Source organism: Mycobacterium sp. URHB0021, assembly GCF_054057895.1.
The window spans coordinates 1,032,927-1,052,761 of sequence record NZ_JBSRZT010000002.1 but is presented as its reverse complement, the minus strand read 5'-3'; the positions used below and the strand labels follow the sequence as shown (position 1 = coordinate 1,052,761).

Below are 19,835 nucleotides of genomic sequence, written 5' to 3'. Positions count from 1 at the left end.
GCAGGCGGCCTCATGTCATCAGCGCGACGTCGATGGCGCCGGCGCTGAGCACGTGATCGAGGATCATCGCCGCGCAGCCGATCACGCCGGCACGATCGCCGTGAGTAGAAGGCAGTATCTGTAATTCGCGGGTGGCCAGCGTGCCTGCGTTACCGAACACGGTTTCGCGCAGGCCGGCGACGAGGATGTCGTAGGCCTTGGCCATGTCTCCGGCGAGGACCAGCGCTGCGGGGTTGAGCAGGTTGACGGCACCGGCTAGCACCTCGCCCATCCGCCGCCCGCTTTCCCTGATCAATCGACGCGCGTCGGGGTCGCCGTCGACCGCGAGGTCGACGAGAGCGCGGACGTGCCCGACGGCGCGGCCCTGTTGCTGTATCTCGCGGACCAGTGCCCAGCCCGCCGCCACCGCCTCGAGGCAACCGGTATCACCGCAACGGCAGACGATTCCCTCCGCGGCCGCAATCTTGGTGTGCCCGAATTCGCCCGCCCCGCCGAGTGCGCCGCGTTGCAACACGCCACCGGCGACGATGCCGGCACCCAGTCCGGTTGAGGCCTTGATGAGAAGCATGTCGTCGAAGCGGTCCCGCTGTCCGCGCCGCTCGGAGAGCACGATGACGTTCGCGTCGTTGTCGAGACGTATCGCCGCGCTGGTCAGCTGTCGTAGGTACGGCGGCAGCGGGATGCCGTCCCAACCCTTCATCGTGGGCGAATCGAGACTGCAGCCGCGGGCCGTGTCGGCGGTCCCGGGGATGCTCAGACCTACGCCGCGTACCTCGTCGGGCCGATGGCCGCTGTCTTCGAGCAGGATTTCGAGGCGTTTGGCAATGTCGGGCATCAGTTCATCCGGTCCGATGCCGACCTCCTGGTCGATATCGGCCATTGTCAGTACCCCGCCGGCCAGGTTGCAGACACCGAGCTGAGTGCGGCTTCTGCCGATTGCCGCGGCCAACACCACGCCCGCGTCCGCATTGAAGACCAGCCGCGCCGGGGGACGACCTCCGGTGGACGCCGCCTCGGCACGGTCGAGCACCAGCCCCGCTGCCAACAGGGTGGACACCCGAGAGGCGACGGCGGTTCGGGACAGCCCGGTGATGAGTCCGATCTCGGCGCGGGTGGTCACGGCTTCATCACGAATCAGGGCAAACACCTCGCCGACGGTCGCACCTGCCTTCGGCGACCGTGACAAGCGCATATCCGACATTCAACCAACCCGTTAATGCACAATCAAGCCCTAAACTCCAATACTTTGTTCGAGAAAATACTTAAGTCGGATTGCATCTAGGCCTAACCCCCCGTACCGTTCGAACCGACACACCCCCGACATACGTCAGGAGACCCATGTCGACCCCGACCCCCGTGGCACCCTGTGACTTCGTTGTTTTCGGCGGAACCGGTGATCTCGCCGTCCGCAAGCTTCTTCCCGCGCTCTACCTGCGTGATCGCGACGGTCAACTGTCCTCCGATACCCGGATCATTGCGGCGTCGCGTGCCGGGCTCGACGAGCTGGGCTACCGCGACAAAGTGCGCGGCGAGCTCGGCCGGTTCGTCTCCGAGCACGCTCTCGACGAGCAGACGCTCGGTCGATTCCTCGCCCGGTTGCACTACGCCAGCATCGACTTCGCCGACGGCGATGACTGGGATCAGCTGACCGCCCTGTTGCCGGCCGACGATGCCCGAGTTCGGGTGTTCTACCTGGCCTGCGCTCCGGGCCTGTTCGGGCCGATCTCTGCGCATCTGGCCGCCCACCGACTGGTACACCCATCGTCACGGGTGGTGCTGGAAAAGCCGATCGGCCGCGATTTAGCCTCTGCGTGCGCCATCAACGACGCCGTCGGGTCGGTCTTCAGCGAATCCCAGATTTTTCGCATCGACCATTACCTCGGTAAGGAAAGCGTTCAGAACCTGCTCGTCACCCGATTCGCCAACACGTTCTTGGAACCGCTGTGGAATTCGAGCTGGATCGACCACGTGCAGATCACCGTGTCCGAGTCACTCGGTGTCGGCACCCGAGGCGGCTACTACGACACCTCGGGCGCGCTGCGCGACATGGTGCAGAACCATTTACTGCAGGTGCTGTGCCTGGTCGCGATGGAGCCGCCCACCTACGTCGACCGCGAGACGGTGCGCGACGAGAAACTCAAAGTCCTGCAGGCGCTGAAGCCGATGACACCGTATGACGTCGAACACTGCACCGTCGCGGGCCAGTACACACCCGGTCTGGTCGACGGGGTGGCGGTCACCGATTACCTGACCGATGCGGAGAACCCCGACAGCCGCACCGAAACCTTCGCCGCGGTGAAAGCCGAGGTGCGTAACTGGCGCTGGGCGGGCGTGCCGTTCTACCTGCGCACCGGAAAGCGCATGGAGCGGCGCTGCTCGGAGATCGTCATTCAATTCAAACCCGTTCCGCACCGGATGTTTCCGGACAGCGAGGGCAGCAGCCAACCCAACAAGCTCGTCATTCAGCTGCAGCCCGAGGAGGGCATGCGGTTGCACATGACCGCGAAGGAACCGGGCCCCGGTGGTATCCGGCTCAAGCCCGTCTCGCTGAATCTCAATTACACCGAGGCCTTCCAACGGCCATCTCCAGACGCCTACGAGCGACTGCTGATGGACGTAATCGGGGGAAACCCGACACTGTTCATGCGCCGCGATGAAGTCGAGGCGGCCTGGGCGTGGGTCGAACCCATCCTGCTCGGCTGGCAGTCCGCCGAGCGGGGCCCCCGCCGGTATCCAGCAGGCACCAACGGACCCACCGACGCGACCACCCTCATCGAGCGCGACGGCCGCACCTGGCACGAAGGAAGCACACCATGACGACCATCCACCCCGTTCTCAACACCGTGACCGATCGTATTATCGAGCGCAGCAAGGCATCTCGCGCAGCCTACCTGGAGCAGATCCATGACGCCGCGGACCGCGGGCCGGCTCGCGGCCGGCTGGCGTGCGCGAACCTGGCGCACGGGTTCGCCGCGACGGGAAAGGCTGACAAGGCCGCGCTGCGCGGCATGGTCAAGCCGAACATCGCGATCGTATCGTCTTATAACGACATGCTCTCGGCCCATAAACCGTTCGAGGCCTTCCCCGCTCAGCTCAAACAGGCGGTGATGGAAGCCGGCGGTATCGCCCAGTTCGCCGGCGGCGTGCCCGCCATGTGCGACGGCATCACCCAAGGCCGTGATGGCATGCAACTTTCGCTGTTCAGCCGGGACGTGATCGCGATGTCCACCGCAATCGCACTGTCGCACGACATGTTCGACGCCACGCTGATGCTGGGCGTGTGCGACAAGATCGTGCCCGGCATGCTGATCGGCGCCTTGGCGTTCGGTCACCTGCCGACGGTGTTCGTCCCGGCCGGTCCGATGACATCCGGACTTCCCAACGGCGAGAAGGCCAGGGTGCGCCAACTCTACGCCGAGAACAAGGTGGGCCGATCCGAACTCCTCGACGCCGAGGCCGCGTCGTATCACGGCAGTGGAACGTGCACGTTCTTCGGCACCGCGAACTCCAATCAGCTGCTCATGGAAGTGATGGGCCTGCACCTTCCCGGTTCGAGCTTCGTCAATCCCGACACCCCGCTGCGCAGCGCACTCACGGCCGAGGCCGGGCGCCGGGTGACCGCACTGACCGCGCTGGGTGAGTGCTACACACCCGTCGGCGAGATGATCGACGAACGCGCCGTCGTCAACGGGTGCGTCGCGTTGCTCGCAACCGGCGGTTCCACCAACCACACCATGCACCTGCTGGCGATCGCCCAAGCCGCCGGAATCACGTTGACGTGGAACGACCTATCGGACCTCTCCGCAGCCGTCCCGCTGCTTGCCCGGATCTATCCCAACGGCAGCGCCGACGTCAATCACTTCCACGCCGCGGGCGGTCTCGGCTTCACCATCGCCACTCTGCTCGACGCCGGTCTGCTACACGAAGACGTCAAAACCGTTGTCGGTGAGGGGCTTCGCCGGTACACCCAGGAACCGAAACTCGACGGCGAAGCCGTGCGCTGGCTCGACGGCACCACGATGAGCCACGACACGTCGGTACTGCGGGGCGTCGAAGACCCATTCGACACCGACGGCGGATTGAAAACCCTTGCCGGCAACCTCGGCTCGTCGGTGATCAAGACCTCGGCAGTCAAACCCGAGCACCGTGTCGTCACGGCACCCGCCGTCGTCTTCGACGACCAGGCCGACTTCCTCGCCGCATTCCAAGACGGGCACGTGGACGGTGACCTCGTCGCGGTGTTGCGGTATCAGGGTCCGCGCGCGATCGGGATGCCGGAGTTGCACAAGCTCACTCCCGCGCTGGGAGTGTTGCAGGACCGCGGTCACCGGGTAGCGCTGGTGACGGACGGCAGAATGTCGGGGGCTTCCGGAAAGGTGCCTGCGGCAATCCACCTCACGCCCGAAGCCGCCGCCGGCGGACCTCTGGCCCGGGTTCGCGACGGGGACATCATCACCGTCGACTCTGTCGCAGGCACCCTCACCGTGCACGTACCGGACGACGAATTCGCCGCCCGTGCCCCCGGTGGGGGCGCCCCCTCGCCCAAAGCGATGGCCGGGACGGGACGTCAGCTGTTCGCCAGCATGCGCGCAGCCGTCGGACCCGCCGACCAAGGTGCCAGCATCTTCCCGAGTTACGTCGCATGACCTCCCAGGAGCAACCCATGGTCCCCTCACTACTCAGCCGTGTCCCCGTCATTCCCGTGGTGGTCGTCGAGGACGTGGAGCACGCGGTCCCCATCGCCCGCGCACTGGTCGCCGGCGGCGTCCCGGTCATCGAGCTGACGCTGCGCACACCGGTGGCGTTGGCAGCCATCGAGCGGATCGCCGCCGAAGTGCCGGAGATCTTCCTCGGCGCCGGCACCATCGTCGACCCCGGCCAGGCCAAACAGGCCGCGTCGGCGGGCGCCCAGTTCCTAGTTTCCCCGGGCAGCACGCGCACACTGCTGAGTGCGATGTCCGACACCGGATTGCCCCACCTACCCGGGGTCGCCACGGTGTCAGAAATCTTGACCGCGCTCGAGGCCGGATACACCGAGCTCAAGTTCTTTCCCGCCGAAGCCGCCGGCGGCGCCGACTACCTCAAATCGGTCAGTGCCCCGATCCCCGCCGCTCGGTTCTGTCCCACCGGCGGCATCACTCCGGCAAACGCCGAGGCGTATCTACGCCTGCCGAACGTCGGCTGCGTCGGCGGCAGTTGGCTCACTCCGGCCGTGGCGATCCAGCAAGAGGATTGGACGGCGATCACCGAACTGGCGCGCGCAACCCGTCGCCTCGGACATCACGCCTGAGCGGTCACTCCTTGCCGTGCTTGACGTGGGGCACGGGCGTGCCCTCCTCGGCAAGCGTCTCCTCCTCGATCTTCATCGTGAGCGGCGAACGGAAGCCGCGCGTCATGTAGAGCAGCAAGATGATCCCGATCGCGAGCCAGATAAATCCGTAAAGCAGGGCGTCGGCGTGCAGGTTTATCCACAGCACGCCGGTGAGGCACATGCCGATGAACGGCAGCACGATGTTTCGGAGGATCTCCTTCGACGTGCGCCGCTGCTTCAATCGGAACGCGTAGAAGACGATGACGGTCAGGTTCACGACCGTGAACGCGATGAGCGCACCGAAGTTGATCATCGCCGAGATGAACTCGAGGGTGAACTTGACGGCCAGCAGCGACACGACGCCGACGACGAGGACGGCGTGCGTCGGGGTCAGGAACCGCGGGTGGATGTACGACAGGAACCGCGGGACCTGGCCCCTGCCGTTGCGACCCATGACGTAGATCATGCGGGACACGCTGGCATGCGACGAGAGGCTCGAGGCGATCACGGCGGCGAGCGCAGCCGAGGTGAACAGGATCTTGAAGAATGCGCCGCCCACGAACAGCGCCATCTCGGGAAGCGTGTCGTCGGTGACCTCGAAGCCGTCGAGGGTCGGGAACACGGCTTGACCGAACCATGCCGCGATGAAGAAGATTGCCCCGCCGATGAGCAGTGCCAAGACGATGGCTTTTGGAACGGTGTCCGGCGACTTGGCCTCCTCGCTGTACATCGTGATCGCGTCGAACCCGATGAACGAGAAGCACACCACGGTGGCGCCCGCCAACACGGCTCCTACTTCGACGCCCGCGTGGTACAGCGGGTTCAGCGTGAAGATCGTGCCCTCGCCCATGCCATCCTTCAGCGCCAGCCAGGCCAGCACGACGAACGTGGCGATGAGCACAACTTGGAAGACCACGAGGATCCCGTTGACCCGCGACGTTCCCTTCATGCTCAGGAAGTTGAAAGCAGTGATCACCCCGACGTACACGAGAACGAACACCCACGACGGAGCCTCCGGGAAGAACGACTCGAAGTAGATGCGACCGATCACCGCGTTGACCATTGGCAGCAGCAGGTAGTCGAGCAGCGATGACCAGCCGACCAGGAACCCGAAGTTCGGATGGATCGTTTCCGACGCGTAGGTGTACGCCGATCCCGCCGAGGGGTAGACCCGCGTCATCCGGCCGTAGCTGATCGCGGTGAAAATCATCGCGACCAACGCCGCGAGGTAGGCCAGCGGCACCACCGCGTTCGTCTCGCCCGAGACGATGCCGAACGTGTCGAAGACCGTCATGGGGGTCATGTATCCGAGACCCAGGCCGACGATCGCCCATAGCCCAAGCGTTCGGGACAGGTGCGGACTGGACGTGTGGCCGATCTCCTGCGCGCTTTGCGCCACCTTCATCACCCTCCAAGCGACCGATGCGGTCTCAGCCCGGCCGCCGGCGCTGCAGTGCATGCGCGTCGGCGAAAGAGTGATTATGGCACCGGTCCGTCGCCATACCGGCCCGTTTGGGGCCTTCGAGCGATGAATCGATACGAGGAAGTCGCTCGGACTCGCCGGTCATCGCAGGACCGACGGCGTCGAGCTCAGACTGCTCCAGAGGTGGGGCATCGGACGGACGCCGAGTTGGTTCACCACCATCTGTGCCGCCTGACCGACTCCCTCGCTGAAGGTGGGAAACGCAAACTGGAGCTCGGCAACCACCTCGACGCGCATGCCCGCCGCCATGCAGGCCGCCACCATCTGGATCACTTCCGCCGAGTACTCGCCGAGCACGTGAGCGCCGACGATCTGCCGTTGCGTCGTCTCGACTATCAGCTTGCAGAACCCTTCCGGCTGTCCGTCGGCGACGGGCCGCAGCATGTCCTCATACCGAGCCACCGCGACGGCGCAGTCGTAGCGGGTGCGAGCCTGCTCCTCGGTGAGCCCGACGCTGCCGTATTCGGGATCGGTGAAACTCCCGGCGGGGACGATCTCATGGAGGACCCGGCGACGCGGGCCGAGCACCGCGTTCTGGGCGGCGACACGGCCTTCGAGCGTCGCGCTGGAGACCAGCATGCTGTTCCCGTCGACGTCGCCGGCCGCGAAGATGTGCGGGACGTTCGTGGCCGTGAGGTCATCGACGATCACGTAGCCACGCTTGGTCGCCACACCGGCGGCGGCGGCGTCGACGAGCTCGGCGTTGCCGGGCCAGCCGACGGCGAAGAACGCCGCGTCCACGTCGACGGTCCTGGACTCGTCGCCGACCCGATACCGAACGCCCACACCGGATTCGAGCGCCTCGAGTTGGCCGACCGCGGCGCTGGTGATGACGTCGATGCCGCGCCCACGGAAAGCGTGTTCGAGCCCGACCGAGACGTCGATATCGGACCGCGCCACGATCCGGGGCGCGTACTCGATTAGCGTTACTTCGCAGCCGAAGTCCGCCAGGATCGACGCGAGCTGGCAGCCCGTGTCGGCCGCGCCGATGACGCAGACCCGGTCGGGCAGCGAGTTCAGGCTGCGCAGATCCTCATACGTCAGGCCGAGTTCGGCACCGGGTATCGGCAGCCGCCCGGGCTTGCCGCCGACGGCGATGATGATCCGATCCGCTGTCCACGTGCGGCCGTCAGCCGCGGCGACTGTGTTGGCGTCGACGAACCGGGCGTCGCCTGCCTCTTCGACTAGGTCGACCCCAGCGGAGCGGATGTGGTCGGCGATGCGCTTGCGTTCATAGAGATAGACGGCCACCCGCTGGGCGTTGGCCAAGGTGGCGGCGACGTCGACCTCGGGCCGTGGTCCGCGCAAACCGAACGTGTCCCACGAATTCCAGTCCCTCACAAGGCGAGCGGCCCGAGCCAGCGTGCGCACCGGTGCTGGGCCGCTGTTGAGAGCGGTGCCGCCGACTCGCCTCCGCTCGATGAGCGTGACCTCTGCGCCGAGCTCGGCAGCGTGCAGTGCGGCGGAAACACCGGCGGGGCCACCACCGATGACGACAACGCGCATCTCGCCTGCTCCTCTCACCGACGCGGTCATGTCGACCGCGACCCTGATGTCTTCCCTGCTAGTCGAGCACGGCCGACATCTCAGCGCGTACGCTCGATGAGCCAGACCGAGTGGACTGTAAGACACGTTTGTCGAAGAAATCGTGGACTGACACCGGCCGCCGCACGTTCGTGACCATCCGCGTCGCGGGCTCGCCGAAGAGTTCCTCGCCGGCCAAAAGTTGGTCTCGGTGGTGGGTCGAAGATGTCGATCGCGCAGCTGCCCTGTGGGCCGGGAATGGCTAGCCCTGTCCGGGCCAGTCGCCGTGCGGGTCTAGGCCGCCGTCCCAGTCGTCCCAGGTTTCGTGGCGTCTGTCGCGGGGGGCGATGATGCGGCGTCGCAATTCAAGGAGCAATTCCTCGGTGGACGCCTGCGACAGGGCGTTGGGGTTGCTCGGGCGCAGTGCGTATCCCTGGGTCCGGGCGGTGGGCGTGGTCCGGTGCAGTTCGACCACGGTTTCGGTGGGCTGCCCTCCGGCCAGGACGGTGTCGATGCTTCCCGGTGCCCATCCCAGCTTGTTCTCCAAGATGGCGTAGGTACCCGGGCTGGCCTTGCGCACGCCGTGCTCGATGTCGGCGAGCGTGCGCACGGTGAACTGCAGGCTGCCGGCCAAATCGGTGCGGTTGCGGTAGCCCAGTGCCACGCGGCGACTCACGACGTGGTGGCCGAGTCGTTCCAGATCGCGTCGGTCCATGGGTTCGATGATGACGGACGAGGATAGCAATGTCGAGTCGACATACCCATTCCATTCTATTCGCTGCACGAAAGCGGCAACTATTTCCTGGGGACTCCGGCCAACTCGGCCCTCGCCTGGGTGACCGCCTCCCAGAAGATCTCCTCCACCTTCTCCTTAGATCGCCCGACCACCTCGATCTTCGGCACCCCGGTCAGTTCCCGGCGCACCACGGTGGCCTCCAGCAGCGCGTCGCCGGTCCACCACTCCTGGCGGATGGCGAAGTCGTCAAATCGTTCATCCTCGTCGGTATGCCGCAACGCAGCGCGACGCTTGCTGATCGGCACGCGCGCCCACCACTCCGCCCGCCAGTAGGGGCCGTCGTAGACGGCGGGCGAGGCACCGGTCTGCCATTCCTCCACCTGAACCGGCTCAACCGGGCCAATACCGTTGTAGTCCTGCGCAAACCCGTACGCCTCGTCGCTGTCGAGGTAGACCCGCTCGATGCGGTAGCTATCACCGCTGCCCGCCGTCACCACGTACACCGTCGCCATCGCCGCCCCCAGGTCCGCTGGTCACTGGGCTTCAGTCTGACAGCACGGGATGTCCACGTCCGACAAAACCGCTGTTGACATCGGACATCGTCGGGGACTTCGCGCCCCCGGTGCGCCGGTATCCACTGCCCTGTGACGTAAGCCGCAGCGGGCTCATTTTCCATTTTATTGACATCATTGCCGTTTATTTCATATCGTTGCATGTATCTACGACGGACAGTCGGCACCGGCGACCAGATAGGAATCATCCAAATGAAGCGCCTGACCACCGGTGGATGCGGTGATACATGGTGACCGGGACGCTCGTCATGCATTACGACGAGGCGGTGAAGGTCGCCGAAGGGCCGGAGGGCCGCCGCCAATTCCGATGGAGGCGGATCGTCGCCGGAGCGATCGCGACAGTCGTGCTGGCAGGAGGATGCGGTTTCCTCGCCACCGACCTGCGGGAGCGACAGGTCAGCGGTACACCTACGGCCGATCCGATCGAGGTGGTCACGTATGCCGATGAACGAGAGACGCAGGCCATCGCCGACCAGAGGGCAGCGGACGACGCCTTCCTAGCGGCCCTGGAGACGGAGGTGAAGCAATCGATAAAGGAGCATTTCGAAGATCCTGCTAATTCCTTGTACTTGCCGATCGTCGTAACAGAGGTCGTCCTGATCAAGACAGCGGACAACAAGTACGAAGGCACGGCAACAATGCAAGCGGGAAGTAACACTGCACGCGAAATTCCGATTCACGTCACCGCAGACGACCGAACCCTCATGTGGCAAACCGACCCTGGGGCGCTGGTCCCCCTGTTCCGATGAAGCGCATGGTTGTCGCGGTCGTGTGGGGCCGGCCGGGCTTATCCTCGCCAAGCCTGCCCAGGCGTATCCGACTATGCCATAAGGCATCAGGGCCCACTCACGGTGCTCAAGGTCGTCGATGGTGACACCATCCACGTCAGTGTCGACGGCCAGAAGCTCAAGATCCGGATGATCGGCCTGGACACCCCGGAGACGGTGGATCCTCGAAAACCTGTGCACTGCTTCGGAAGAGAGGCGTCAGCTCAGGCCAAGAGCATTCTGGGCGGCCAGTACGTGTAACTGGAGACCCACCCCAGTCAGGACGCCGTCGACAAATACGGCCGCACACGACCTGCCCTATCGCTACCAGGCGGACTTCAAGGCCGCCGAGAACGATGCCCGCGCTAAGGGCCGCGGCTGTGGTCACCGAGCGCCTGCGCGGCGCCATGGTCGCCCACGAACTGACCGGGAGCCAATCAGGCTTGCCGCAGACCGGAACAACGAAAGAGAACGCCGAACTATGAAGAGAATAATCACTGCGACCGTCGGTGCGGCACTCATCAGTGCCGCATTGCTGGGAGCCGGGGCGGCCAACGCCGACGTCTACTACAAGAACTGCCCCGAAGCACGCGCCGCCGGGGTGACGCCGCTCTACGAGGGTGATTCCGGCTACGCGCCGCATCTCGACCGGGACAACGACGGCATCGCCTGCGAGCCGTGAGGCCCTCGGGGAACTGAGGCGAGTTCATCGTTGTCACGTTGTCGGTGCGCAACATCGGCAACGAGGCCGCGAACTACTTCGGCCACAACCAGAAGCTGATTGACGCCAGTGGCCGGGAGTGTGCCGCTTACAACATGGCCGACATGCGGATGTGAACAACGGCTAGAGCATCATGGGAGAAATCAATCCGGGCAACGCAGTCCGGGTGAAGGCCGCCTTCGATGTCCCGCCTGACACTCAGGCCACCGACCTGGTGTTACACGACTCGATGTTCTCCGGTGGCGCCACAGCTCATCGGCCGGAAGAAACACATTCACCTATTCGGATCGTTCGTCCTGGGTGCCGTACTGGTGGGGCGGCGAGTACGTCGACCTGGCCACTCCCGCGGTGAGATCCGCTTGGCTGCAATGGCTGTGGGACACGACGCCCCCGCCTGCGAATTACTGCAATGGCGCATCGACGCGCCGGAAGAGAGAGTGTCATGAGCAACCATCCACCGGGTTGGTACCCCGCGATGAGCAATGACTGGCGCGAGTTCCTCAGGGATGTTGCCACCGTGGCGCTCATCCTGGCCGTCTATGCGCTCGACTACGGGGTGATCAGACCGCGAAAAGCCAAGCGCGCCTGCACCCGTACCGGCCCGGGCCGCCCGAGGCCACCATACTCACCGTTGCCGGTACGCGGTTCCGCTGCACCTGTGGGGCCAATGTGCTGACCCAGCGTGGAGATGTGATGCGCGGCTATACCTTTCGCTGTAACGGCTGTGGGACGGTCTACGCATGATCACCTGCGAGGAGTGCCGGCGAGTGGCTACGTGCCCTGCGAGAGTTGGCGTCATAAGCAGCGTCGTCGGGACGCGTCTTCCACCATTTGCCCGCTAGTCCGATCCATGGCAACCCGCCGCCACCACCACCTGCTATGACCGCACCGGCCACTGCACCACCACCACAACAGACTGACTGAGGCCCATCGCGTCTCAGTAGATGTCCACGAAAGGACTCTCAATGACATCACCACTTAGCACTCCGCCGGGCTGGTACCCGGACCCTAGTGGTCAGCCGGGTCAGCGCTACCACGATGGTCAGCGATGGACCAAGCACTTCCAACCCACGCCTCCAGCACCGGCTCCTCCGATATCAGTGACGGTCAACAATGCCATCAACAACTCACCGACGCCCATCGCAGTGGTGTCCGGTGGCATCAACCACGGGCTGCACCTGGTGCTGACCATCTTGACGTGTGGGCTGTGGCTGCCGGTCTGGATCCTTGTCGCCATCGTCGATAGCGGCTCGTCGGTGGCCATCGGGAACGGCGGCGTCGTCAGGACAGGCAACAAGAACGGACTAATAGTGCTAGCCGCGTTCGGCGGGCTGATACTGCTCGGCACTGCTGCCGCCAACCCCTGGTTGTTCATCCCGCTGTTGCTCGTGGCCGGCGGCGGTGGATTCTTCTTCTGGAAGCAGAAGACCGCCACGGAAGCCAGAGCGCTGGAGCTTCGCGAGCAGTATCGCCGCGACGTCGTCGCCAATCGCGCCGATTACGAGGACCAGCTTTGGCACGAAGGTGATCCTCGCGGAACCCACGGCCGCTATCCGCCTCCGCCAAAGATGGCGTGAAATGAAGCGCCTGCCCATCAGCGTCATCGCCGCCATCGTTGGCATGGTGGTTGCCAGCGGATGCTCGGGCACACCTCGGCGAAGGTCACCCTGGGCACCTCCGCTGAGCTGTTCGACGCCGAGGCTTCAGACAGAGGCCGGCGTCCCACAAGAATGGCCTCTACCAGTAGAAATACTGAAAGAGACTTGGCGGTGGCGGAGGGATTTGAACCCTCGGACGGGGGTTACCCGTCACACGCTTTCGAGGCGTGCTCCTTAGGCCGCTCGGACACGCCACCGTGTGGCAGCTTACCGACGAAGGTGCGCTCACCCAAAACGCGCTGATCGCTGCCGTCTGCTCTTCGCGCAAGCGCTCATCGCTGCTGTCTGCTCTTCGCGCAAGCGCTCATCGCTGCTGTCTGCTCTTCGCGCAAGCGCTCATCGCTGCCGGGCGAAGAACTCCTGGAGCGGTGCCGCGCACTCCTCGGCCAGCACGCCCCCGCGTACCTCGGGCCGATGCGTCAGCCGCCGGTCCCGCACCACATCCCACAGCGAACCGACGGCCCCTGTCTTCGGCTCCCACGCGCCGAACACCAGCCGGGCCACCCTCGCCATCACCAACGCGCCCGCGCACATCGTGCACGGTTCGACCGTGACGGCGATCGTGGTGCCCTCCAGCCGCCAACCGTCGCCGAGTATCGACGCCGCGGCCCGCAGCGCCAGGATCTCGGCATGAGCAGTCGGATCCCCGAGTTCCTCGCGCGCATTGGCCGCCGCCCCCAGCAGGCTGCCATCGGGTGCCACCACCACCGCGCCGATCGGCACATCGCGGGGTCCCGCGGTGCGGGCGACGTCAAGGGCCGCTCTGAGCAGGTCCTCGTCGGTGTTCAACGTCCCTGGCACATTGACGGTTCACCGGCTCCGGCACATTGACGGTTCACCGTCCGAGACGCTCGAGAACCGCCGCCAGTTCGTCCGCGAACCCCATCTCCCGCGCGATCCTGCCGACCTGTTCGTCGGCGTACAGGTCGGTCTCGTCGAGAATCACGCCGAGCACGGCCTCGGGCAGCCCGATATCGGAAAGCAACCCGAGGTCACCCTCCTCGAAAGGCTCCGCCTCGTCGAGGTCCTCTGGCCCGATGTCCGCGTCGAGCATCTCGAGGACTTCGGCGGCGATGTCGTAGTCCAGCGCGGCAGTGGCATCCGACAACAGCAGCCGCGTTCCGGCCGGTGCGGGCCGGACGATGACGAAAAACTCGTCATCGATATCGAGTAAGCCGAAAACTGCACCTGCGCTGCGCAATTCACGCAGCTCCGTCTCCGCGTCGGTCAGACTGTTCAGCGCGGCGCGGCGCATCGCCGAGCACCGCCATTTTCCGTCCTCCCGTACGACGGCGACACCGAAGCCGTCGGGGACGTCGACAGCCTGGTTCTGCGCCGACGCACGCTGTGCACCCATGTGGGCATACGCTAGTCCCCACCCAGAGTGTTGACCAGAAATCCCCACCAAGCCTGACGTCGGGCGATACCGGCGATGTGCCAATCTTGGAGGGTGACGAACACACCCATTTGCGTGGTGGGTCTCGGTCTGATCGGGGGTTCGGTGATGCGGGCCGCCACGGCCGCCGGGCGAGAAGTCTTCGGCTACAACCGCTCCGTCGACGGCGTGCAGGCCGCCACGTCCGACGGCTTCGACGCCACCGCCGACATCGACGAGGCGTTAACGCGGGCCGCAGGCAGCAAAGCACTTATCGTGCTTGCCGTTCCGATACCGGCGCTGCCGTTGATGTTGGGCCACATCCGCGATACCGGAGCAGATTGCCCACTGACCGACGTGACCAGCGTGAAAGCCGCTGTACTGCAGGAGGTCCAAAAGTTCGGGCTGCTCGACCGCTTCGTCGGCGGGCATCCTATGGCGGGCACCGCGCACTCCGGATGGTCCGCCGGCAACGCCCGGCTGTTTGTCGGTGCACCATGGGTGATCAGCGTCGACGACCACGTCGACCCCGACGTGTGGACGATGGTGATGAACCTCGCGCTGGACTGTGAAGCGGTCGTCGTGCCTGCCCGTTCCGACGAGCACGACGCCGCCGCGGCGACCATTTCGCATCTGCCGCATCTGCTCGCCGAGGCCCTGGCCACCACCGCGGGTGAAGTACCGCTGGCCTACGCACTGGCCGCCGGGTCCTTCCGCGACGGCACCCGGGTCGCGGGCACCGCCCCGGACCTGGTCCGGGCCATGTGCGAGGCCAACGCCGACCAGCTGCTGCCGGTGCTGGAACGGACCATCGAGCTGCTCGACCGCGCCCGCGAGGCGCTGAGGTCGAAAAAACCACTCAGCGACCTGGTCGAGGCCGGACACGCGGCGCGGATCCGCTACGACAGCCTCAGCAGGCCCGAGATCGTCACGACCGTGATCGGGGCGGAGAACTGGCGTGAGGAACTCGCCGCCGCCGGACGCGCCGGCGGGGTGGTCAGATCCGCGCTGCCAAGCCTGGATAGTCGAGGATGAACCCGTCGGAGTCGACGGTGATCGTCGTGTCCGCCACCGGCGAATGCAGTTTGATCCCGTCGTCGGCGCTGCTGTAGCTGATGGTCACCGGTTCGACCGTCAGGTCGGGCAGTCGCACGTAGACCACCGGAACCGTCACCGACTCGGTGCGTCGATACAATCCCGTCCGCCGGATCGGCAGTGCATTGAAGAACGGGCTGAAGATCACGTCGACGTCCAGCGCACCCTCATACGCCGCGCGTTGTGTCTGGCCGGAGTGGTCCTGGATGAGCCACATGTTCTCCTCGTCGTGGGCGATGGAGAGCTGTCGTTCGCGCTCGGCGAGCGTGACGGTCATCGAGAGCCGTTTGGTCACCCCGGACTCATCGGTCACCAGATCGTAGGAGGCACTGAAGGCCGGGTGCGACGAGGTCGCGGCGGCCACGATCCGACCGTACGCCTTGATCCGGTTGCCGGTCAGTTGCACGCGCGCCGATTCCATCCGCGGAACGTCCTGCGCCCGCCACGTCAGGACCTTGGACCAGTTCGCCTGGCCCTCCTCTCGCGCGGGGTCACTTTCCGTCGCGGCCGAGCGTCCTGCTTCACTCACCCTTCTACCGTAAGCGAAGGATCCCCTCGTTCGTAGCGGCCTGGAGAACTCGACTTCACCGCAGGGGCAGATTCCAGGACCACTTCGTCGCTCAGTAGCGGTTGAGGCATTCCGCGAAGCCGCTGCAGCCGCCCGGTGCCTGGCACCGACGCCCATACCGCGAATGCCAGCGCCGCATCGAGGATCAAGGCCAGGGCCGTCACCATCAGCGCCCCGACCAGCGCGATGTGGAACTGGCGCACTTTGATGCCGTCGATGAGGTAGCGGCCCAGACCACCGAGGCTCGCGTACGCGGCCACCGTTGCGGTCGCCACTATCTGCAGCGTTGCCGTGCGCAACCCACCGAGGATCAGCGGCAGGGCGTTGGGCACCTCGACGCGCAGCAGCACCCTCCGCTCGGTCATACCCATCGACCGGGCGGCATCGACGACGGCCGGGTCCACGTTGGCGATGCCCGAGTACGTCCCGGCCAGCAACGGCGGGATGCCCAGCAGCATCAGCGCGACCGTCGGCGGGATCAGACCGAGCCCCCAGAGCAGGACACCGAGCAACAGCACGCCGAGGGTGGGCAGCGCGCGGAGGGCGTTGACGGACGTGACGACCAGGAAGGTGCCGCGGCCGGTATGTCCGATGATCATGCCGATCGGCACCGCGATCAACACCGAGACCACCACCGCGACGACCGTGTATTCCAGATGTTCACCGATGCGGGCGGCCAGTCCGGCATCACCGCTCCAGTTCGCCGCGGTGAAGATGTAGGACAGCGCCTGCTGCAGGAAGTTCATCGGGCACCCGCCTTGGTGGCCGGGGCGCGGGTTGCGCGGGTCCACGGCGTGAGTAGCCGGCCGCCCAGCATGATGAGCGTGTCGACGACGATGGCCAGCACGAAGATCGCGATGATGCCCGCGATGATCTGATCGCTCTTGTCGGACTGATAGCCCTCGGTGAACCAGGTGCCCAGCCCGCCGATACCGATGACCGAGCCGACCGACACCATGGAGATGTTGGTGACGGCCACCACCCGGAGGCTCGCCACGAGCACCGGAACAGCCAGTGGCAGTTCCACTTTCACCATCCTGGTCAGTGGCCGGTAGCCCACCGCCTCGGCCGCGTCACGCACGGGCGCCGGCACGGCGTCGAGTGCCTCGGGAACGGCACGCACCAGCAGCGCCGTCGTGTAGAGCGTCAGCGCGACGATCACGTTGGCCTCGTCGAGTATCCGGGTCGGAATGACCAGCGGCAGGACCACGAACAGGGCCAGCGACGGGATCGTGAAGATGATGCTGGCGGTGACGGTGGTCAACCGCCGCGCCGTGGTGGTGCGTTGCACCAGCGCGCCGAGCGGCACCGCGATCAGCAGACCGAGCACGATCGGAATCAGCGACAGCTGCAGGTGGATCAACGTCAGCGTCCACGCGTCATCGAGATGGGTGAACAGATATCGCACTGCTCAGCCCTTCTCCGCCGCGCCGAGTTTCGGGATAGCCTCACGCCGTTGGGCGTTGAGCGCCGCCAGCACGTCATCGGCCCGCACGCCGCCGACGAGTCGCCCGTTCTCGTCGACCGCCACACCGAGACCCGACGGCGACGACAGCGCGGCGTCGAGCGCCTGGCGCAGCGAGTCGTCGGGACGGAACAGCGATCCGCCCGCGATCGTGCTGTCGTAGAGCGCGCTGCCGCCGCGGTGCCGCGTCACGCCGTCGGCGTTGATCCACGCATACGGCGTCCCGTCCGCCTTGTTGACCACCACCCAGTCGTCAACCGCCAGGTTCAGGTCGTCGATCTCGGATTCGGTGACGGATCTGATGTCGTGCAACGGGAGCCCCGTCGCGTGCCGGAACGACAGGCCGCGGTAGCCACGGTCGGCGCCGATGAAGCCGGCGACGAAATCGGTGGCCGGGTTGGACAGCAGCCGCGACGGCTCGTCGTACTGCTCGAGCACGCCGCCGCGACCGAAGACCGCGACCTTGTCGCCCAGCTTCAACGCCTCGTCGATGTCGTGGGTCACGAAGACGATCGTCTTCTGCAGTTCGCTTTGCAGCCGCAGTATCTCGACTTGCAGCTCCTCACGCACGACGGGGTCGACGGCGCTGAACGGCTCGTCCATCAACAGGATCGGCGGGTCGGCGGCCAGCGCGCGTGCCACCCCCACACGCTGCTGCTGGCCGCCGGACAGCTGCGCCGGATAGCGGTTGGCCAGGGCGGGGTCGAGGCCGACGCGTTCCAGGACGCCGAGCGCTGCCTTGCGGGCGGACCGTCGCGACTCGCCGCGCAGCACCGGAACGGTGGCTACGTTGTCGACGACCCGTTGGTGCGGCATCAGGCCGGCACTCTGGATCACATATCCGATGCCGAGGCGTAGCTTGACCGGATCGCCCTTGGTGACGTCGTCGCCGTTGACGGTGAGAGTGCCCGAGGTCGGTTCGATCATCCGGTTGATCATCCGCATCGAGGTGGTCTTGCCGCAGCCCGACGGGCCGACGAACACCGTCAGCGTGCCGTCGGGTACCTCGAGCGTGAGATCGTCGACGGCGACGGTGCCGTCGGGATACTTCTTGGTGACGCGGTCGAAATCGATCGCCACAGCATCCACCTACCCCTATTGCTGAATCGGTTTGTCAAAACCGTTGTCGTGAACCCATTTCCGTGCGGCTTCGTCCGGGTCGACGCCCGAGTTCCCGGACGTCGCGGTGTTGAGCTCGATCAGGGCCTCGGTGGTCAGCTTCGCGTTGACGGCGTCGAGCACCTTCTTGAGCTCGTCGGACTTCTTCTGCGAGCTCACCAGCGGCACGACGTTGGCCGCCAGGAAGTTGTTCTTCGGATCCTCGAGCACCACCAGGCTGTTCTGCTCGATCGCCGGTGAGGTGCTGAATATGTCGGCGGCCGTGACGGTTCCGTCGAGTAGCGCGCGGACCGTCGCCGGCCCGCCACCGTCACTGATCGCCACGAAGTTGTTTGGCGCGATGTCGAGGCCGTAGTTGGCTTTCAGGCCGGGGCAGGCCCTCGGTCCGGTTCAGGAATTCTGATGGCGCACCGAATTTCACCTCGGGTGAATGGGCGGCGAGATCGGCGATGGTCTTCAGGTTCCACTTCTGCGCCGTCTCCTTGGTGACTGACACGGTGTCCGTGTCGGCGGCCGGTGACGGAGTGAGAATCGACAGGTCGCCGGGCAGAGTGCGCACCAGGGCCAGCTCGACCTGGTCAGGCGTGGTCACCTTGGTGGTCTTGTCGAAGTACTGCAACAGGTTTCCGGTGTACTCCGGGACCAGGTCGATGGAATGATCGCGCACCGCCGGGATGTACGTCTCGCGGCTGCCGATACCGAACTGCTTGCCAACGGTGAAGCCGTTCGCCTCCAGCGCCTGCGCCCAGATCTCGGCGATGATCTTCGACTCCGGAAAATCAGCCGAGCCCACGATGATCGATTTCAGATCACCCGAGACCGATCCGCCACCGAGCGGATTCGAGCTGCCGCACGCCGCGGACACCAGCGCCATCACGACCAACAGGATGGTCAGACTTCGATAATGCATGCGTCGTCCTGCGGGATCCATGCTCGCGTCCTTTCGGCGTCACCTGCCTTGGGCGACGATAACCGCAGGTGTGTGATGTTGCCGCGCTTTAGCTCAGCGAGAGTGCCACGAGTGGTTTCAATCGAAACCGGAAAGGGCAAAGATGGAGCCATGACCAGCGAACCGTCCATGCCCGCCGACCAGTGGCCGGTGCCGCCGCAGGAAATGACTCCCGATGTGCCCGCCGCGGCGCCGACCACTTCGGCCGCGCCTCAGGGCACGCCCGAATCGGCGGTCAAATTCACCCGCGCCGCGGCCCTGTGGACCGCGCTGATCGTCGGTTTTCTGATCCTCATCCTGCTGCTGGTGTTCATCCTGCAGAACACGGATTCGACGACGATCCACCTCTTCGTCTGGCAGTGGGATCTGCCCGTCGGCGTCGCGATCCTGCTGGCCGCGGTGGGGGGCGGTCTGCTGACCGTGCTGGCCGGCACCGTCCGGATGCTGCAGTTGCGCCGGGCCGCGAAGAAGAACCTGAAGGCGGGCCTGTAG

Annotated in this window: 21 protein-coding genes, 1 tRNA gene and 2 pseudogenes; 11 read left to right on the top strand and 13 right to left on the bottom strand. The window is 65.6% G+C overall.

Features of this window, described 5'->3' with window-relative positions; translation table 11 throughout:
- Positions 1-10: 10 nt before the first annotated feature.
- Positions 11-1,192: an ROK family protein gene (locus tag ACVWWN_RS07295; protein WP_457143295.1), complete on the bottom strand. Its 1,182-nt coding sequence runs from the start codon at positions 1,190-1,192 to the stop codon at positions 11-13.
- Between the two features lie 146 nt (positions 1,193-1,338).
- Between ACVWWN_RS07295 and zwf the strand changes: the two genes are divergently transcribed.
- From zwf to eda, 3 genes are read left to right on the top strand one after another with little or no spacing between them, the layout of a single operon-like run.
- Entirely contained in the window at positions 1,339-2,817 is a 1,479-nt protein-coding gene (gene zwf, locus ACVWWN_RS07290) for a glucose-6-phosphate dehydrogenase (RefSeq protein ID WP_457143294.1), read from the top strand.
- A complete protein-coding gene (gene edd, locus ACVWWN_RS07285; protein ID WP_457143293.1) occupies positions 2,814-4,646 on the top strand; it encodes a phosphogluconate dehydratase in 1,833 nt (610 codons plus the stop codon). The genes zwf and edd overlap by 4 nt, the downstream gene beginning before the upstream one ends.
- Positions 4,647-4,663: 17 nt before the next feature.
- The gene (eda, locus tag ACVWWN_RS07280) at positions 4,664-5,290 is read left to right on the top strand and encodes a bifunctional 4-hydroxy-2-oxoglutarate aldolase/2-dehydro-3-deoxy-phosphogluconate aldolase (RefSeq protein ID WP_457143292.1); all 627 of its coding nucleotides are present in this window, start codon (positions 4,664-4,666) and stop codon (positions 5,288-5,290) included.
- Positions 5,291-5,294: 4 nt separating this feature from the next.
- On the opposite strand, the gene ACVWWN_RS07275 is transcribed toward eda, so the two are convergent.
- From ACVWWN_RS07275 to ACVWWN_RS07260, 4 genes are all read right to left on the bottom strand, one after another.
- Positions 5,295-6,710 (bottom strand): APC family permease, encoded by a 1,416-nt coding sequence (locus ACVWWN_RS07275; RefSeq protein ID WP_457143291.1) that lies wholly within the window; start codon positions 6,708-6,710, stop codon positions 5,295-5,297.
- Positions 6,711-6,875: 165 nt separating this feature from the next.
- Complete coding sequence (locus ACVWWN_RS07270) at positions 6,876-8,330, bottom strand: dihydrolipoyl dehydrogenase family protein (RefSeq protein WP_457143290.1); 1,455 nt, start codon at positions 8,328-8,330, stop codon at positions 6,876-6,878.
- A gap of 250 nt (positions 8,331-8,580) precedes the next feature.
- Entirely contained in the window at positions 8,581-9,033 is a 453-nt protein-coding gene (locus ACVWWN_RS07265) for a helix-turn-helix domain-containing protein (RefSeq protein ID WP_457143289.1), read from the bottom strand.
- Between the two features lie 80 nt (positions 9,034-9,113).
- On the bottom strand, positions 9,114-9,566 hold the full coding sequence (locus ACVWWN_RS07260; RefSeq protein ID WP_457143288.1) for a hypothetical protein: 453 nt from the start codon (positions 9,564-9,566) through the stop codon (positions 9,114-9,116).
- 290 nt (positions 9,567-9,856) lie between these two features.
- On the opposite strand from ACVWWN_RS07260, the gene ACVWWN_RS07255 reads away from it, so the two are divergent.
- From ACVWWN_RS07255 to ACVWWN_RS07230, 6 genes and pseudogenes are all read left to right on the top strand, one after another.
- Complete coding sequence (locus ACVWWN_RS07255) at positions 9,857-10,375, top strand: hypothetical protein (RefSeq protein WP_457143287.1); 519 nt, start codon at positions 9,857-9,859, stop codon at positions 10,373-10,375.
- 102 nt (positions 10,376-10,477) lie between these two features.
- On the top strand, positions 10,478-10,654 hold the full coding sequence (locus tag ACVWWN_RS07250) for a thermonuclease family protein (RefSeq protein ID WP_457143286.1): 177 nt from the start codon (positions 10,478-10,480) through the stop codon (positions 10,652-10,654).
- A 307-nt stretch (positions 10,655-10,961) separates the two neighbouring features.
- A pseudogene (locus ACVWWN_RS07245) lies at positions 10,962-11,075 on the top strand (excalibur calcium-binding domain-containing protein); the annotation flags it as partial.
- Positions 11,076-11,247: 172 nt separating this feature from the next.
- Positions 11,248-11,466 carry a hypothetical protein gene (locus ACVWWN_RS07240; RefSeq protein WP_457143285.1) on the top strand — a complete coding sequence of 73 codons (219 nt, stop codon included), beginning with the start codon at positions 11,248-11,250 and terminating at the stop codon, positions 11,464-11,466.
- Positions 11,467-11,556: 90 nt separating this feature from the next.
- Positions 11,557-11,790: a hypothetical protein gene (locus tag ACVWWN_RS07235; protein ID WP_457143284.1), complete on the top strand. Its 234-nt coding sequence runs from the start codon at positions 11,557-11,559 to the stop codon at positions 11,788-11,790.
- A 289-nt stretch (positions 11,791-12,079) separates the two neighbouring features.
- Positions 12,080-12,691, top strand: coding sequence for a DUF2510 domain-containing protein (locus ACVWWN_RS07230; RefSeq protein ID WP_457143283.1), 612 nt, complete (start codon positions 12,080-12,082; stop codon positions 12,689-12,691).
- A 187-nt stretch (positions 12,692-12,878) separates the two neighbouring features.
- Here the strand turns inward: ACVWWN_RS07230 and ACVWWN_RS07225 are convergent.
- The 3 genes from ACVWWN_RS07225 to ACVWWN_RS07215 form a co-directional block, all read right to left on the bottom strand.
- Positions 12,879-12,969 (bottom strand) — tRNA-Ser (locus ACVWWN_RS07225).
- Positions 12,970-13,108: 139 nt separating this feature from the next.
- Entirely contained in the window at positions 13,109-13,561 is a 453-nt protein-coding gene (locus tag ACVWWN_RS07220) for a nucleoside deaminase (RefSeq protein WP_457143282.1), read from the bottom strand.
- Positions 13,562-13,607: 46 nt separating this feature from the next.
- Positions 13,608-14,129, bottom strand: a complete 522-nt coding sequence (locus ACVWWN_RS07215) for a tRNA adenosine deaminase-associated protein (RefSeq protein ID WP_457143281.1) — start codon at positions 14,127-14,129, stop codon at positions 13,608-13,610.
- Positions 14,130-14,237: 108 nt separating this feature from the next.
- Here ACVWWN_RS07215 and ACVWWN_RS07210 point away from each other — a divergent pair, with 108 nt between their 5' ends.
- Entirely contained in the window at positions 14,238-15,182 is a 945-nt protein-coding gene (locus ACVWWN_RS07210; RefSeq protein ID WP_457149033.1) for a prephenate dehydrogenase, read from the top strand.
- Here ACVWWN_RS07210 and ACVWWN_RS07205 read toward each other — a convergent pair.
- From ACVWWN_RS07205 to ACVWWN_RS07185, 5 genes and pseudogenes are all read right to left on the bottom strand, one after another.
- Positions 15,145-15,693: a putative glycolipid-binding domain-containing protein gene (locus tag ACVWWN_RS07205; RefSeq protein ID WP_457149032.1), complete on the bottom strand. Its 549-nt coding sequence runs from the start codon at positions 15,691-15,693 to the stop codon at positions 15,145-15,147. The two genes, ACVWWN_RS07210 and ACVWWN_RS07205, sit on opposite strands and share 38 nt — an antisense overlap.
- Before the next feature lie 74 nt (positions 15,694-15,767).
- A complete protein-coding gene (locus tag ACVWWN_RS07200) occupies positions 15,768-16,556 on the bottom strand; it encodes an ABC transporter permease (protein WP_457143280.1) in 789 nt (262 codons plus the stop codon).
- The gene (locus ACVWWN_RS07195; RefSeq protein WP_457143279.1) at positions 16,553-17,218 is read right to left on the bottom strand and encodes an ABC transporter permease; all 666 of its coding nucleotides are present in this window, start codon (positions 17,216-17,218) and stop codon (positions 16,553-16,555) included. The genes ACVWWN_RS07200 and ACVWWN_RS07195 overlap by 4 nt, the downstream gene beginning before the upstream one ends.
- Before the next feature lie 3 nt (positions 17,219-17,221).
- Positions 17,222-18,355: an ABC transporter ATP-binding protein gene (locus ACVWWN_RS07190; protein ID WP_457143278.1), complete on the bottom strand. Its 1,134-nt coding sequence runs from the start codon at positions 18,353-18,355 to the stop codon at positions 17,222-17,224.
- A gap of 15 nt (positions 18,356-18,370) precedes the next feature.
- Positions 18,371-19,304: pseudogene (locus tag ACVWWN_RS07185) on the bottom strand (ABC transporter substrate-binding protein).
- 150 nt (positions 19,305-19,454) lie between these two features.
- Between ACVWWN_RS07185 and ACVWWN_RS07180 the strand changes: the two are divergent.
- Positions 19,455-19,835, top strand: a complete 381-nt coding sequence (locus tag ACVWWN_RS07180) for a LapA family protein (protein WP_457143277.1) — start codon at positions 19,455-19,457, stop codon at positions 19,833-19,835.